Here is a 16,426-nt window from a genome sequence, read left to right on the forward strand (position 1 = left end):
AACAAGGCAATAGCTAGTTATCTTTACCATGGGCCAATGCATACAAACGCCCATCTATCGCCGTTCACCAATCACTTTGCCGGGGCGCATATCCCGGTGGCCCTGCTGCGCCTGTTCATGTTCAGCCTGCTGTCCTGCATCTTGGTCATCGCCGGTTTCATGATTCATTGGTCACTGAATGAAACACTCTCCAACTATCGCCGACAGATGAACGCCGCAGCATTTAACGCACAGCAATTCTTCAATCAACGAGAGAATCTGTTGAAAGCCATTTCCTCTTCAGCCGTGCGCACTCTCGATGATCGCCTTACTTCAGACCCCGACAACTTCCCTACAAGTAACAACCAGTTACGTATATTGCCATTAAGCACTGATAACCAGTTGCATCGCTGGGCCTTGATCCTCACTGCCCGGGACTTAGTGGAAATCGATAGCACCCATAGCCAGCTGCTGTACCTGGCACCGGACCAGGAGAGCATCCGCACGCTCTATGAGCCCGGGGACGCCTACAGCACCGGCAGGTTGCCACGCAGGATCAACGACCAATGGCTGAAGCACCTCGACCAGCGCGCCGCGCAAAACCTCCTGTCGCGCCATCCGGAGGCCCGTACCTTGTGGTCCTGGACCTCCAGCGGCACCTCCAAGCAGGTGTACCTGCTGCGCCCGGTGGACGAACAGCATGCCGCCGATGGCTGGCTTGGCCTGGAGCTCAACGAGATCGACCTGGCCCTCGATCCCCTGGGGCTCCATCAGGGCAAATACGCGCTCTACGACGCCGCCGGGGCGGTGGTGCTGCACAGTGCTTCCTGGGAGGTGCCTGAGACCCTGTCGCGCTTCCAGGCCGATGAAGACTCCTTTGGCTTGCATCGGCTACGCGGACTGCCCGACTACATCGTGCTCAACAAGTCGGTGGGCAACGCCGGCTGGCGCCTGGTGTACTACGCACCCGTCAGCCAGTTGCTGCAAGACAGCTCGCGCGCCCTGTACACCACGGGCCTGATCATCCTTGTGCTGTTCGCTGCGATCTTTCTCGGCGCGCGCTACATCCGCCTGCGCCTGGTAGAACCCGCCGTGCGCCATTACAGCGCCCTGACCGACAGCGTCTCGCTCAATCGCCGCTTCATTGAAGTGGCGCCAGTGGGCCTGTGCCTGATGCGCCGCGACAACGGCCGGCTGATCCTGTCCAACGAAACGGGCCGTCGCTGGCTGGCCTCGGTTCCCGACCTGCGGGAGCGGATCCTCGGCGATCCGCACACGCGCGTGCATGCCATCGACCATGCCCTGGCCGATGGCACGTTCATTCAACTGACCTGTGCGCCTACCGGCTACAACGGCATCGCAGCGGTGCTGTGTTGCATCAGTGACGTCACCGACTTCAAGCTGGCCGAACAGTCGCTGCTCCAGGCCAAGAGCCTGTCGGACCAGGCCAACCGTGAAAAGACCCTGTTCCTGAGTACCCTCAGCCATGAAGTCCGCACCCCCATGTACGGCATCCTCGGCTCCCTGGAAATGCTCCGCACCACCGAGTTGAGCCTTGAACAAAACGACTATCTGGAGGCCACCCAGCAAGCCTCCTCGGCCTTGATGCGGACCATCAACGACACCCTGGACATGTCCCTCATCGAGTCCGGGCGACTGAGCCTGAGCAGTGCGCCCTTCTCTCCGGTGCGGCTGGTGGAAGAAGTCGCCTTCAGCTACTCGGCCCGCGCCCGCAGCAAAGGCCTGCGCCTATACGTGACCCTGGACCCCGGCACCCCGGACATGGTCATCGGCGACGGCGGGCGTATTCGGCAGATCCTCAATAACCTGGTGAGCAACGCGATCAAATTCACCGAGTCCGGCCATGTGATCCTGCGCCTGTACTGCCAGGCCGACAGCAGCGCGGATACTCGCCTGCGCTTCCAGGTGGTCGACACCGGCCCGGGCATCGCCCCCGAGTACCACGCCAGTCTGTTCGAGCCGTATTACCGGGTACCCAGCTGGCTGAGCCAGAAGTCCTCCGGCACCGGCCTGGGCCTGGCCATCTGTGAACGGCTGGCACTGATGATGAACGGTTCGCTGGCGGCCACCAGCGAGCTGGGGCTGGGCTCCAGCTTCAGTCTCAGCCTGGCACTGGACTACTGCGCGGCGTCCTCGGAGATAGAGATACAGCGCCTGGGAGTCACACCGGTGTATGTCCGCGGTGATATCCAGGAAATGGTGCTCAACCTCTGTCTGTGGTTGCGCCGCTGGGGCGCCCTGGCCATTCCCTACACTGCGGACAAGGGCCCGGCGCCCCAGCCTTCGGTGCTGGTGGATGCCTTCCTCGGAGAGCCCAAGCCGATTACCTGGGCCGGCCCGCGAGTGGTCATGCACGCCCCGGGCATGGGCCCGGCGGCGCGCCAGAACACCGACAGCTGGATCGCCCGGACCTTCAGCCTCGACAGCCTGCGTGAAGCCGTGGCCCAGGCGCAGAACGGCATCGTCACGCAGATGCGCTTTTCACCTCCCGTTGGCCTGGCCCCCCGCCTGGAACTCAGTCTGCTGGCGGTGGATGACAGCCCCCTGGCCCTGCAGGTGATCGGCCAGCAGAGCAAGTACCTGGGCAACCGGGTGGTGGCCAGCGCCAGCGCCGTCGAGGCCCTGAAACGCAGCGACCTGCTGTCCTTCGATGCCGTCCTGACCGACTTGCAAATGGAACACATGGATGGCCTTTCATTTGCCCTGGCCCTGCGTGAGCGAGGGTTCGACGGACCGATCATCGGCATCACCGGCGAGCTTTCACCCGCGCTGCGCAGTCGCTGCGAGTCGGCCGGGATCCGCCACCTGCTAATCAAGCCGGTACCTCTGGATGCACTGTGTGAGGTACTCCAATCCGTCAAGAGGAAAGTGATGTGAACTTGCCCAAGGGAATCCGTGTACTAGTGCTGGACGACCACCCGATCCAGTGCATGAAGGTCAAGCAATTGCTCGAGGAGGCCGGCTTCGGTCCGGTGGATACCACCCTGGATGCGCGCCAGGCACTGGCCATGCTGCACCAGCAGGTCTACGACCTGGTGCTGGTGGACCTGCATATGCCGGAAATGGATGGCGTCCAGTTCATCAATGCCCTGACCGGCGTCGAGCGCGTGCCGATCCTGGCCATCGTCTCATCCTGTTCCCGACGCCTGATGAACAGCGTCAGCCTGATGGCCAAGGAAAAAGGCCTGGCAGTGCTGGGCACCTTCCCCAAGCCTCTGGAGGACGTGCACGTTCGAGAGATCTGCCGGATCATCGGCAGTGGCCATCGACTGCCCTCACGGATCAAGCCGGAAAGCGAAACAGTCTTCGATCGCCAGACCTTGGAACGGGCCATCGAACGGCGCGAACTGCAGGCTCGTTTCCAGCCGCGGCGCTCACTGTCCAGCGGCAAGATCGTCGGCGCCGAGGCCCTGGTGCGCTGGCACAACCCGTCCTTCGGCCTGCTGATGCCGGATTCGTTCCTGGGCTCCATCAGCCGCCATCATCTGGAGCGCGACCTGCTGTTCCTGATGCTCGACGATGCGATCCTTGCGCAAAAGAATTGGCACGCCCTCGGCCACCGGATTACCGTGTCGGTGAATTTGCCCACCGGCCTGCTGGATGACCCGGAGCTGCCGGACCTGTTGCAGCAGGTGACCTGCGCTTCAGGGCTGGCCACCAGCGACATCTGTTTTGAACTGCTGGAAACCGAACGCCCCCTGGCCCCGGGCCAATACCACATGGGCGCCAGTCGCCTGCGCCTGAAAGGCTTCGGCCTGGCCCAGGACGACTTCGGCATGGGCTACAGTTCAATCTATAGCCTGATCTCGACGCCCTTTACCGAGATGAAGATCGATCGCCACTTCGTCCACGGCGCGGCGGCCGACGAATCGCGGGCCGCGGCGCTGGTGGCAGCGGTGCAACTGGGCCGCCAACTAGGCCTCGAAGTGGTCGCAGAAGGAGTAGAATCTGCCCGTGACCTGGAATTCTTGCGCCAGATCGGCTGCGACAGCGCCCAGGGCTTTCTGATTTCCACCGCATTGGAGCTGGACGCTTTCTCTCAACTGCTGGGATGCAGTATCAACCCACCCTTTTCTCCACCGACTCGGCCTGCCTCTCCTCCCACATGCCAGACATCCCGCTACGCCGCATCGCGCAAAACTCCCGGCGGCTGAACCTCGCCCTGTTCGGTATCCTGCCGCTGCTGTTGATCATGGGCGGTGCTCTGTTCTTGGGATTCCAACGAATCATCAGCCAGGAACAAGAGCGGATCTCATTCGACTTCACGCTGCTTGCCCACTACATGGACGAGCAGGAAGCGCTGCTCAAGCGCCTGAACAAGGAGCACATGCTTGAAGAAAGCCGCTCCCGACGGGATTCGTCGAGCATCTTTCACCTCATGGATCAACAAAACGCCTTGGGTGCCACGTTGTTTCAAGGCACCCCATCGCCCGTGGATACACCGTTCACCCTGGTCTGCGAGGACTTGACTCACTGCCCCCTGGAAAGCGAATCGGCGGTCGGTTTCGGACGCTACCTGTCCGATTTGTATTCCAGCTTCTGGATACACTCGAACTTTCCGGCTTCACCCCTGATGGTGGTGGATGCAAGCAAAGGCACCAGCTACACCATACCAACGGTGGGCAGCACCCAGCCCAGGTTGCCCGCACCCCTGGTGATGGCGACCATCGCCGCAGTCCGCGCCAACGCCACCGGGCTCCAGGAAATTCGCTGGGTCCGGCTCCGAGGCTTTCCCGAGCAGCTGGTAGCCATCACCCCGCTGCACAACATCACCATGAAAGACCGCGGCGATGCCGGCATCGCCTACGCCGTGACTCTCACCCACCGCGACCGCCTCAACGTGCTCTCACGGGCGCAGCAGGACCACTACTACGACGCCTTCTGGCTGGAAAGCCAGCACGATGGGCTATTGCTGGGGGAGCGGCCGCAGCCGATCAATCTCGACAGGGGGGTCAACTACCAGCCCCAAGGCCTGATTTTTCGGGTCGACGATGATAAGGGGACCCGCACCGGCTACTACATGCTGTCCTATCAGAACCTGTTTCTGGGGCACAACAACTGGCTACTGGCGGTGAGCCTGGCCCTGATGCTGATCAGCCCCCTGGCCGGCTGGGCCTATGTGCGCTGGTTCCAGCGCCGAGTGATTGCCCCCGCCCAGCGGGCCCATGCGGAGATCGTCGAAAGCGACCAGTTCAGCCGAGCCCTGCTGGAAACCACCCCGGTCGCCCTTTGTGTACTCAGCCGTGAGACCAGCCGAATCGTCTTCGCCAACACCCTGACACTCAAGTGGTTCGATACCCAGGTGGGCCAGAACCTCAATGACACTGGCCTGGATGCCCCCCTGATGGAGCGGATCCGCCAGGCCAGGGCTCCGGGCGAGATCGAGAACTACCAGAGCTTCGACGGCCGCTCCTTCTACATCGCCTATGCACCGACCCGCTACCGCAATCAGGATGTGGTGATCTGCGCCTTCGCCGACCTCAGCGTGCGGGCCCACATGGAACAGCAGCTGACCCAGGCCAAGCAGGCTGCGGATAAGGCCAACGGCGCCAAGTCGATGTTCCTCGCCACCATGAGCCACGAGATCCGCACCCCACTCTACGGCGTCCTTGGCTCCCTGGAGCTGATGGGACTGAGCGATCTGGACCAGGCACAGCGGCAATTGCTCGAGCGCATCCAGGTGTCCTCCGGGCTGCTGCTGCAGATCATCAGCGACATCCTCGACATCACCAAGATCGAGTCCGGGCAACTGTCCCTGAACGGCCAGGCCTTCGACCCCCGGGCCCTGGTCCAAGGCTGCGTCGCATCCTTTGTCGATCGGGCCCGGAACAAGGACCTGCTGCTGTTCTCCTGTGTCGACCCGACATTGCCTGCGACCCTCTCAGGGGATCCCGGACGCATCAGCCAGCTCCTCAATAACCTGATCAGCAATGCGGTCAAGTTCACCCACTCGGGGCACATCATCGTCCGTGCCCGTGCCGAACCTGGGTGTGACGGCCATGTGCGGATGTTGCTGCAAGTGGCCGACACCGGTATCGGCATCGGCAAAGAAGAACAGGAGCAACTGTTCATGCCCTTCTATCAGATCGATGCACACTCCCACACCGTGCACGGTGCCGGCCTGGGCCTGTCGATCTGCGCCAAGCTGGCGAAGCTGATGGGCAGCGAGATCCACCTGACCAGCGAGCTTGGGCTGGGCAGCAGCTTCTCCATGAGCCTGGAGTTGCCCCTGGTCGAAGGCGTCCTGCCAGCACGCCAGCCTGACCTCGCCGGCGCCCGGGTCTACGTCCAGAGCCCCCACCACGAATTGACCGCCAACCTGTGTCAGTGGCTGGAAAAATGGGGCGCCAGAACCAGCCCCGTTGAAGGCTCGCCCCTCGATGACGAGAGTCGCGGGATCCTCCTCAACCTGTTCGACAGCCACCCGGGCAAGCCGGAACGATGGGACCCAGGGCTCACCGTAATCAACCTGGGCGACCGCACTGACAACGGCCACAAAAGCCAGACCGACGCCTGCGACTTTTATGCCATTGGCCTGCTTATCGAGCGCACCCTGCGCGGCGAGCCGGACATGCTCCCCGCCAGCCGGGTTCCAGGCCTGCAGAACAACAACCTGCCGGCCTTGTGCCTGAACGTGCTGATCGCCGAAGACAACCAGATCAACCAGGCAACCCTAAGTCACCAGCTCAAGCAACTGGGCTGCCAGACCACCCTCGCCGTCGATGGTGCCGAAGCCCTCGAACTGTGGCAGATCGGCAACTACGACCTGCTACTGACGGACGTCAACATGCCGCGCATGAACGGTTATGAACTGACCAGCAAGTTGCGCCTCTCGGGGGATGACCGCCCCATCATCGGCGTCACCGCCAACGCCATGAGCGACGAGGAAAAGCGCTGCCGGGCCTCTGGAATGGATGCCTGGCTGGTCAAGCCAGTGCAGTTGCGCACGCTGTGGAATTGCCTGGCGCCGCTCTCGGGCATCGACCTGCAGGACTGCTCCATGCCTTCTGCCCGTAGCCCCCAGCCAGACAGCCTGCCCGATGATTTTCGCCAACTGTTTGTCAGCACCATGACCCAGGACCTCGAAAAACTGCGCCTGGCCATTGATGAGCAGCAACACGAACGCATCTTCTACCTCTTGCACCGCATTCGCGGATCGCTGGCGGTAGCAGGCTTCGAGTCATTGATTGAGCAGGTCGATGCCCTGGGAGAAAGCCTGCGCGACGACGGCCTGACCGCCGCTACCCACGCAGGCAGCCTGACCCTGATCAACCTGTTGCACAGCATCAGCCAATCAGACTGAGTCCCTGGGCAACCCGTACTTCCTAGCATTCCCTTTGAAAATGGATCGTGTCCCAATGAAAAAAATACGAGTGGTACTGGCCGACGATCATCCCCTGGTGCTCGCTGCCGTCAGGGACCTGTTGCACAAGACCTTGCAATACGAGGTGGTGGCTGCCGTCACCACCCCCAGTGCACTGATCCAGCAACTGTCGGACGACCCGAGGATCGACGTGGTGATCACTGATTACTTCATGGAGGGCGACGAAAAATTCGGCGACGGCATTCGTCTGGTGACCTACCTGACCCGCCACTTCCCACGGGTCCAGGTGCTGGTGCTGACGATGATGTCCAACCCGATGATCGTCGCCGCACTGTATGACATCGGCGTGCGCTCGGTGCTGCTCAAGCGCCACGACATGAGCGAGCTGCTCAGCGCCCTGGAGAGCGTCAGGCTGGGGCGTATCCACTACCCGCCAAGCCTTGAACAGAACGAGCACCATCGCAGCCCGGTGCGCTCCATGGCCGACGGCCTGAACAGCCTGACCCCCAAGGAATATGAAGTGCTGCGGCACTTCGTGCGCGGTGAGTCGATGATGCAGATCGCCGCCAACCTCAAGCGCAGCGTCAAGACCGTCAGCGCACAGAAGATCTCGGCAATCCGCAAGCTCAATCTGGACAGCGACCAGGCGTTGGTCGCGTTCTGCCTGGAGTCCGGTGAGTTCCAATAATCGTCCGGGGCAGCACCTAGGGCTTGGGCTGGGGTAGCGCCCGGGTCAGGCGTTCGAGCTTCTGCGCCGGGCTCAACTGCAACCATTGTCCATGCTGCACCGCAGGGAAATCGCAGTCGAGGTACTCCGGCGGTTCGGTCCCTTCCCAATAGTCCATGTTCAGACTGCCACACTGCCCACACTTGGGCTTGCTCAACAGGCCAAAGGACTGGCCCTGGGAGTCGTTGTCACAGGCGACGCCAAACACCCGCCGTAGCAGGTTCGCACGCCGGGTCGCGCTGACCCCCTGGTCCTGCAGCAGTTGCTCCAGCAAGCCATCGACTTGGGCATAGACGTCATCGTTCAGCGCATCGAGGAACACCGTCTCACCCGACGCACTGCGCATCAGCAACGCGCCATAGCTGCCTGGCAGCATCTCGGGAGCCTTGAAGCGGTGCCCGCAGTCGGCGCAAACATAGGTGTACAAATAAAACTTCATGGCTCTACCGGAGTGATCATCTGTGGAGTGAGTATTTCATTGAAGTTATCCAAGACCGCGTGATTGACGCCTCCAGGATCTCGTTCGGAACCGAAGCGGATCACATTGTAACCCTGGTCGCCGGCATCCACGCCGATCTGCTGGGTCTTGGCGCTGATCGGGCCACCGTTGTAGCCCCACTCCTTGGCCACGGCCGGGTCGGTCAAGTCCAGTACCTTAGCCTTGCTGGCATTCACATTGAAGCGAATGCCATGGGTCGGCGTGGCGCCGTGGTGCGCCAGTTCGGCCAGGGGCGTGGTCGGGCTTTCACCGACGTAGAACGCCGCGCCAAAACGGCTGTTGGGGTTGAGGAACTTGGGGTCGATACCGCTGAGTACGCCCTGGGCCGCCCCGGGGTTGGTGGTGACGTGGTACACCGTGGCCTCAGGCGGTGGCGGACGCTTGCCCGCGCCGGCCATTTTCGGCCCCAGGCCCAGCAGTGCCATGCCCGCCGCGCCTTGCAGCAGGTCGCGATAGCCCGGCCCCAGGCGATCGCCCAGGTCCCCCAACAAGCCCATGCCGACAAAGGCCGCGCCGGTCACTGCGGCGAACCCGGCGAACACCGCCAGGCCGGTAAAGGCCGCCAGCACTCCGGCACCGAGCAACGCCCCGAGGCCGAGCACCTCAAGTCCGGTGTGCATCCAGCTGTCCAGATCGAAAACAAACGCCACCTGCACACTCGGCCCGCCAATCAAGGTGTTCTCGCTGCCACTCTTGATATGCGCGCCACAGACCATCTTGCTTTGCAGACGCGCAGCGGGCTTGCCGTTGATGGTGACCTTGGCGCTGCCCTCGGCGATCAGCACCGGCATGGGCAGGTAGGGATGGTTGAACGGCAAGCCGCTGCAGGACGAGGACATGTCGGCCCCGGCGCGCATCGCATTGCGCCCGTTGATGAAAACATTGACGCTGCCCTCCACCAGCACCCCGGTGCCGGGTTCGGGCAGGTTGAAGATCGTGCTCAGGCCCTTGACGATCTGGAACATCGACAAGCCGCCCGCCGCCACCGAGCCGGCCAGGACCACCGCCGCCAAGCCCCCGGTGACGGCGGTAGCGCCGATGATCGCGGCGCCGATCAAGGCTCCGGCCACCGCACCGGCAACCATCGCCGCGACCCCGAAGCCGTGGGCGATTTCATCGCCCAGGCGTGCTGCTGACAGTGCATCCATTGCGTTTATCTGACTCTCGTCCTGAAGCACTCGCCCGTGTTGCGAGTGGAAACCGCGCGAAGAGTACCTCTCTGGCCAGCATTGAATAACCCGCCAGGCGAAAAAACTCAGGGCAGGAAATGCTGGCGACCAGCAACAATGGCCCGCCAGGTGTTCAACCCCGCACGCTGCTTACCGCGGCTGCGGTTCCGGAATCGCCAGGCGGCTGGTGGCCTTGACCTCCCGCAGCGCCAGGCTCGACTGGATCGAGGCAATGCCCGGCTGGCGCCGCAGCACGTGCTCGACAAAATCGCTGTAGCTGTCCAGGTCCTGGGCCAGCACCTGCAGCAGGTAATCGGCGTCGCCGGTGATCTTGTGGCAGGACTGCACCTCGGGCAGGCGCATGATCACCGTCTCGAAATCGTCCGGGGTCTGGTCGGAATGGGTGGCGAACCGCACATGGACGAAGGCCAGGATGTCCAGCCCCAGCAGGCGCCGGTCGAGGTTGGCCTGGTAGTCCCTGATCACCCCCTCTTCCTCCAGGCGCTTGCGCCGCCGCCAGCAGGGGGTAAGGCTCAGGGACAGGCGCTCGCTGAGCTCGGCGTTGGAAATGCTTGCGTCCTGCTGCAACAGCGCAAGAATCGCCAGGTCGGTGTCGTCGAGATTAACCTTGCGAGTCATTTTTTTCACAATCAGCCACCACCGAGGAAAATATTACCCAAAACTCTACGTTCATCCGAATAAAAAGCAAAGAAATCGCAGCCATGCCGGAACAAACTATTTGCACCGGACAATAACAATGGATGCGTTCAGCATGCTTACCGTCTTCAGCGAATCCCACCGCCTGCACCATGGCACCGAATTGAAGGATGGCGTGCTCAAGCCCTCCTTCGAGCAGCCCAGCCGCGCCGACACCGTACGGGACCGAGTGCGCCACGTGGGGCTTGGCGAGATCATCGGGCCGCGGCGCTTCGACCGTGCGTGCTACGTGGCCGCCCACAGCGAGCGTTACGTCACCTTCCTGGAACACGCCTGGAGCGAATGGACCGCCACCGGCCGCCGCCACGACGCCCTGCCCCTGGTGTGGCCAGTGCGCGACCTGGCCAACCAGCAAGTGCCCGAGTTCATTGACGGCAAGCTCGGCTTCTTCGCCATGGACGCCGGTTCGCCGATCACCGCCACCACCTGGGACGCGGTGCGCACCAGCGCCGATATCGCCCTCACCGCCCTGGCGCTGATCGACGAAGGCCAGGACAGCGCCTTCGCCCTGTGCCGCCCGCCCGGGCATCACGCCGCACGGGAATACATGGGCGGCTACTGCTACCTGAACAACGCCGCCATCGCCGCGCAGCACGCCATCACCCAGGGCGCCAAGCGGGTGGCGGTGCTAGACGTGGACTTCCACCACGGCAACGGCACCCAGAATATTTTCTATGACCGCGGCGACGTGTTCTTCGTCTCGCTGCACGGCGACCCGGCCGTGTCCTACCCCTACTTCTCGGGCCATGCCAGCGAGCGCGGCACCGGGGCCGGCGAAGGTTGCAACCTGAACCTGCCCCTGCCGAAGAACACCACCTGGCAGCACTATCGCCAAGCCCTGGAACTGGCCTGCCAGCAACTGCGGGCCTTCGCTCCCGAGCTGCTGGTGGTGTCCCTGGGCGTGGACACCTTCAAGGACGACCCCATCAGCCACTTCCTTCTGGAAAGCGAGGATTTCCTCGGCATGGGCCAGCTCATCGCCACGGTGGGCACGCCCACTCTGTTCGTGATGGAAGGCGGCTACATGGTGGATGAGATCGGCATCAACGCGGTCAATGTGCTGCACGGCCATGCCAACCGCTAGCGCGCGACCGGCGCGCTCCCACACAGTGTTCAACGTTCCGACCGAGAGGGAAATCAACATGACCTTGTTTATCGATGTGGATCAGGCCGCGGCGCTGTACTCGCGCCTAGGGGTCGCCCGGGCGATCCGTGAAATGGCCGGCTATATCCAGGCCGACTACCTGCGCTGGCAGGCCTTCGAAAAGTCCCCGCGCACCGCCAACCATTCGCCCACCGGGGTCATCGAACTGATGCCCGCCGACGATGGCCAGCAGTACGCGTTCAAGTACGTCAACGGCCACCCCGGCAACCCCGCCCAACAGTTGCTGACGGTCATGGCCTTCGGCGTGCTGGCCGAGGTGGACAGCGGCTACCCGGTGCTGCTCAGCGAACTGACCCTGACCACCGCGGTGCGCACCGCCGCCACCTCGGCCCTGGTGGCCCGGGCCCTGGCGCGCCCGGACAGCCGCAGCATGGCGCTGATCGGCAATGGCGCCCAGAGCGAGTTCCAGGCCATCGCCTTCCACGACATGCTCGGCATCGACGAGTTGCGGATCTTCGACATCGACCCGGCCGCCTCGCGCAAGCTGCAACACAACCTGCACGCCTGGCCGGGCCTCAAGGTGCGCATCGCCGAGTCGGTGGCCGATGCGGTCAAGGGTGCCGACATTGTCACCACAGTGACTGCGGACAAGGCCTACGCCACCATCCTCACCCCGGAGCTGATCGAGCCTGGCATGCACCTCAATGCCGTGGGCGGCGACTGCCCGGGCAAGACCGAACTGCACGCCGAGATCCTGCGCAACGCCCGGGTGATCGTCGAGTTCGAGCCACAGACGCGCATCGAGGGTGATATCCAGCAGTTGCCGGCAGACTTTGCGGTGAGCGAATACTTCCGCATCGCCCAGGGCCTGGAGCCGGGCCGCGAGCATGCCCGGCAAGTCACGGTGTTCGACTCGGTGGGCTTTGCCCTGGAGGACTTCTCGTCCCTGCGCTACCTGCACGACCTGGCGCGCGAACACGGGATTGGCGAGCAGATCCACCTGGTGCCGACCCCGGCCAACATCAAGGACCTGTTCCAACTGATCGACCAGAGCCCCGACGCCGCCACAGGCGCCCCGCGCCGCCTGGCCGCCGGCTGAGGCAACACCCCACCGACCGCTGCACAGGGAAACGCCTCGTGCCCCTGTGCAGCGGCCCAACCCGAACCGGTTGCGCCACCCCGACCTGTAACCACAGCGCGCAGCCCCAGCCACCTTCCACTGCCAAAACTCGACAACTATAAAATCAAGAGGTTTTGTGATGACTCCAGATACCCTCGGGGCCCCTGCGCGCCCCGCGCTGCAACGCACCCTGCATAACCGCCATATCCAGCTCATGGCCATGGGCGGCGCCATCGGCACCGGCCTGTTCATGGGCTCGGGCAAGATCATCGCCATGTCCGGCACCTCGATCATCCTGATCTACATGATCATCGGCCTGTTCGTGTACCTGGTGATGCGCGCCATGGGCGAACTGCTGCTGTCGAACCTGCAATTCAAGAGCTTCGCCGACTTTGCCGGCGCCTACCTGGGGCCGCGCGCGGCGTTCTTTCTCGGCTGGTCCTACTGGCTGAGCTGGAGCGTGGCGGTGGTGGGCGACGCGGTGGTGGTGGGCGGTTTCTTCCAGTACTGGTTCCCTGGGGTGCCGGCCTGGATGCCCGCCATCAGCATGATGCTGACCCTGTTCGCCCTCAACGTGCTGACGGTACGGCTGTTCGGCGAAGTGGAGTTCTGGTTCGCCATCATCAAGATCCTCGCCGTGCTCACCCTGATCGGCGTCAGCCTGGTGCTGATCGCCAGTTCCTTCGTCTCGCCCTCCGGCGTGACCGCCTCGCTGGGCCACCTGCTGGACCGGCAAGCGGCCTTTCCCAACGGCCTGTTGGGCTTCTTCGCCGGGTTCCAGATGGCGATCTTCTCCTTCGCCGGCACCGAGCTGATCGGCACTGCCGCCGCGGAAACCCGCGACCCCCACCACACCCTGCCCAAGGCCATCAACGCCATACCGCTGCGGATCATCCTGTTCTACGTACTGGCCCTGGCCAGCATCATCGCCGTGACCTCCTGGCAGCAGGTGTCGCCGAGCAAGAGCCCCTTCGTCGAACTGTTCCTGATTGCCGGCTTCCCGGCCGCGGCGGGCCTCGTCAATTTCGTGGTGCTGACCTCGGCGGCTTCCTCGGCCAACAGCGGCGTGTTCTCTGCCAGCCGCATGCTCTTCGGCCTGGCGGACCAGGGCAACGCCCCGCGTGTATTCAAGCGCCTGTCGGGCCACAGCGTGCCGGTCATCAGCCTGAGCTTCACCACCCTGCTGATGCTGCTGGGGGTCCTGCTGCTGTACATCGTTCCCGAGGTGATGACCGCCTTCACCCTGGTGTCGACGGTGTCGGCGATCCTGGTGATCTTCACCTGGTCGACCATCCTTGCGTCCTACATCGCCTACCGCAAAAAGCACCCGGAACTGCACGCTCGCTCGCACTACAAAATGCCCGGCGGCACGCCGATGGCCTGGTTCGCCCTGGCCTTCCTGCTGTTCGTCCTCGGCCTATTGGCCCTGCGCCCAGACACCCGCCTGGCGCTGTGCGTGATGCCGGCGTGGTTTGTCTGGCTGGCGATTGCCTATCGCCTGACTCACGGGCGCCAGGGTCAGCCCGCCGGACAAGCCGCGGCGCAATACCGCTGAGCGGAACACCTTGAGAAAGCGCCAGGGATAGGCGCTGTCGACAGACCAGGGCTCAGAACAGCGCAGAGTGCTGTCTTCAGGTCAACGCATCGTCACGTAGTGAACCCGATACTCGTCCTCACCATTGCCACTCTGAACCGTTTTACTGTCCTGTCGCTCGAAACGCGCGCCAGCTCGCACCAGTAATTCCCATTCATGCCTCAGGTGGTCTATTCCATCGGGCGCCTCGTCGTTCGAACGGCCGTCATAGACGAACACCGGCGCGGTGCAGGCTTCATCAACCGTGATCAGCCACACTTCCTTTTGCTCATCTTCGCGGGTTTCACAAACGGCAACCGACGCGCTCAGCGACAGCGACAGGGCCCGGTCGCTCGTCAGGCTATCCCCTTCGCAGGGCCATTGCCCGCCATGAAACAGCACCTGTCCGCCTGACAACGTGGGGCAGCCTTGCAATTGCGCATCCGTGGCCGCCACGACCGCCTCGCTGGTGTTGTTCTTGTACTGGTTCAACGGCGAGTCGGCCGGCTTCGCCGGCATGCTCCTGACCCATTGGTCGTACTCCGGAGAGTCTTCGAGCACACCCTCCAGGTGGTTGGACAGCCCGCCACACGCGCCGTTGGTGTCGATGGCATGCATGAGAAAGTCTTCCGCCGAGCCGGCAACCCGAGGCGCCGCCGGCGGAGTCTGGTGACTCATCATTGCTGGGGCAATTCGCCGTGCCTGCTCGAAGTCCGGACGTTGATCCCGCTCCTGAATAGGATAGGGATCGAAATAAGGCAACTTGTTCAATGATTGATCTCCAGATTCACGACCTGTCATAGGGCGCGCCGGCCAAAAAGGGCATTTCTTTCAGTCCCCTTCAGGGCACCGGGTTGACCAGCAACGATGGCGCCAGGTGGTCGTGGTTTTGTGAACCGGTAGCACAGGCAACAAAATCGTCCTTGCGCAGCACCACCAGGGCAAGCAACGACGCCACGCCGGTGGCTACGTAGAAGTACCAGGGCGCGGTGATGTCGCCGGTGAGCTTGATCAGCCAGGTGGAAATCAGCGGCGCGCTGCCCCCGAACACCGCCACCGGAATGTTGTAGGCCACGGCAATCCCGGTGGAACGGATGCGGGTTGGCAGCAGTTCGCTCATCAAGGCGTAGGTCGAGGAGGCGTAGAGCCCGAACAGGATCGCCACCGCCATCAGCGGCCAGAACAGCGTGGCCGGCGTGGCGTTGGGCGCCGCCTTGAAGAACCAGTACATGGCCAGGGTCGCCAGGGTGCCGATCACCATCAGAAACGGCTTGCGTCCGTAGCGGTCGGTGAAGGCCCCGCCCAGGGGCATGACCAGCGCCGCCGAGAGGCTGGCGACGAACACGTAAAGCAAGGTGGTGCCGCTGTCGAACTTGAGGGTGTTGGACATGTAGGTCGAGGCGAAGGTCAACACCAGGTAAAAGATCGAGCTGTGCAGCGTGATGATGAAAAACACCAGGGCAATCGAGCGTTTCCACTGCCAGACCTCCCGCAACGGGGCCTTGGAGGTCTGCCCGGCATGCACCAGGGCGAGAAACTCCGGGCTGTCTTCCAGCTTCAGGCGAATGTACAGCGAAATGAACCCCAGGGGCCCGGCAAGCAGGAACGGAATCCGCCAGCCCCAGTCCTGCATCAACTCGGCCCCCAGGGCCCAGGTCATGCCATTGGCCACCGCGCCGCCCAACAACAGGCCGAGCACCGCGGTGACCATCAGCCAGCAGGTGGCAAAGCCCCGGCGCCCGGGGCCGGCGTATTCGGCAATGAAGCTGGTGATGGTGCCGATCTCGCCTCCGGCAGAGAACCCCTGCACACAACGGATCAGCACCAGGGTGATCGGCGCGGCGATGCCAATGCTGGCGTAGGTCGGCAGCAGGCCCAGCAGGAAAGTCGAGCCGGCCATCAGCACCAGCACCGTGATCAGGGTCCGGCGCCGGCCGATCCGGTCCGCCAGCGGGCCGAAGAACAGACCGCCCAGGGGGCGGATGAAAAAGCTCAGGGCAAAGGCCGCGAAGCTCGCCAGCAGGCTGCTGGTGGGGTCATCGGAGACGAAGAACGCCTTGCCGATGTACAACGCCAGAAAACCGTAGACGCCATAGTCGTACCACTCGATCAAGTGGCCAGAGGTGGCGCCGATAAAGGCCCGGCGCCGCTGGCGCTGGGGATTGCAAGAGGACACGTCCATGTTTGGAGAC

General features: G+C 63.2%; 12 protein-coding genes. 7 read left to right on the forward strand and 5 right to left on the reverse strand.

What is annotated here, in order from left to right:
- Positions 1–36: 36 nt before the first annotated feature.
- The 4 genes from GV818_RS23050 to GV818_RS23065 are packed head-to-tail and all read left to right on the forward strand — an operon-like array spanning position 37 to position 8,012.
- Positions 37–2,877 carry an ATP-binding protein gene (locus GV818_RS23050; RefSeq protein ID WP_161757772.1) on the forward strand — a complete coding sequence of 947 codons (2,841 nt, stop codon included), beginning with the start codon at positions 37–39 and terminating at the stop codon, positions 2,875–2,877.
- Positions 2,874–4,154, forward strand: coding sequence for an EAL domain-containing response regulator (locus GV818_RS23055; protein WP_161757773.1), 1,281 nt, complete (start codon positions 2,874–2,876; stop codon positions 4,152–4,154). The genes GV818_RS23050 and GV818_RS23055 overlap by 4 nt, the downstream gene beginning before the upstream one ends.
- A complete protein-coding gene (locus GV818_RS23060) occupies positions 4,106–7,303 on the forward strand; it encodes a hybrid sensor histidine kinase/response regulator (RefSeq protein ID WP_256667545.1) in 3,198 nt (1,065 codons plus the stop codon). The genes GV818_RS23055 and GV818_RS23060 overlap by 49 nt, the downstream gene beginning before the upstream one ends.
- 55 nt (positions 7,304–7,358) lie before the next feature.
- A complete protein-coding gene (locus tag GV818_RS23065) occupies positions 7,359–8,012 on the forward strand; it encodes a response regulator (RefSeq protein WP_161757774.1) in 654 nt (217 codons plus the stop codon).
- A 16-nt stretch (positions 8,013–8,028) separates the two neighbouring features.
- Here GV818_RS23065 and GV818_RS23070 read toward each other — a convergent pair whose 3' ends face one another.
- The 3 genes from GV818_RS23070 to GV818_RS23080 all read right to left on the reverse strand — a co-directional run bounded on the left by GV818_RS23070 (position 8,029) and on the right by GV818_RS23080 (position 10,358).
- The gene (locus GV818_RS23070; protein ID WP_161777625.1) at positions 8,029–8,490 is read right to left on the reverse strand and encodes a hypothetical protein; all 462 of its coding nucleotides are present in this window, start codon (positions 8,488–8,490) and stop codon (positions 8,029–8,031) included.
- A complete protein-coding gene (locus GV818_RS34795) occupies positions 8,487–9,698 on the reverse strand; it encodes a PAAR domain-containing protein (RefSeq protein ID WP_161777626.1) in 1,212 nt (403 codons plus the stop codon). The genes GV818_RS23070 and GV818_RS34795 overlap by 4 nt, the downstream gene beginning before the upstream one ends.
- 171 nt (positions 9,699–9,869) lie before the next feature.
- Complete coding sequence (locus tag GV818_RS23080; RefSeq protein WP_178125077.1) at positions 9,870–10,358, reverse strand: Lrp/AsnC family transcriptional regulator; 489 nt, start codon at positions 10,356–10,358, stop codon at positions 9,870–9,872.
- Between the two features lie 133 nt (positions 10,359–10,491).
- On the opposite strand from GV818_RS23080, the gene GV818_RS23085 reads away from it, so the two are divergent.
- The 3 genes from GV818_RS23085 (at position 10,492) to GV818_RS23095 (ending at position 14,216) form a co-directional block, all read left to right on the forward strand.
- On the forward strand, positions 10,492–11,520 hold the full coding sequence (locus GV818_RS23085; RefSeq protein ID WP_178125078.1) for a histone deacetylase family protein: 1,029 nt from the start codon (positions 10,492–10,494) through the stop codon (positions 11,518–11,520).
- Positions 11,521–11,578: 58 nt separating this feature from the next.
- Positions 11,579–12,640 (forward strand): ornithine cyclodeaminase, encoded by a 1,062-nt coding sequence (locus GV818_RS23090; protein WP_161777627.1) that lies wholly within the window; start codon positions 11,579–11,581, stop codon positions 12,638–12,640.
- A 160-nt stretch (positions 12,641–12,800) separates the two neighbouring features.
- On the forward strand, positions 12,801–14,216 hold the full coding sequence (locus GV818_RS23095; protein WP_161777628.1) for an amino acid permease: 1,416 nt from the start codon (positions 12,801–12,803) through the stop codon (positions 14,214–14,216).
- Between the two features lie 81 nt (positions 14,217–14,297).
- Here the strand turns inward: GV818_RS23095 and GV818_RS23100 are convergent, their stop codons facing one another.
- Both GV818_RS23100 and GV818_RS23105 read right to left on the reverse strand, forming a co-directional pair.
- A complete protein-coding gene (locus GV818_RS23100) occupies positions 14,298–15,005 on the reverse strand; it encodes a hypothetical protein (protein ID WP_161777629.1) in 708 nt (235 codons plus the stop codon).
- A gap of 70 nt (positions 15,006–15,075) precedes the next feature.
- Positions 15,076–16,416 (reverse strand): MFS transporter, encoded by a 1,341-nt coding sequence (locus tag GV818_RS23105; protein WP_161777630.1) that lies wholly within the window; start codon positions 16,414–16,416, stop codon positions 15,076–15,078.
- Between the last annotated feature and the right edge of the window lie 10 nt (positions 16,417–16,426).

This window comes from Pseudomonas sp. Fl4BN1, assembly GCF_009908285.1.
Taxonomy (GTDB): Bacteria; Pseudomonadota; Gammaproteobacteria; order Pseudomonadales; family Pseudomonadaceae; genus Aquipseudomonas.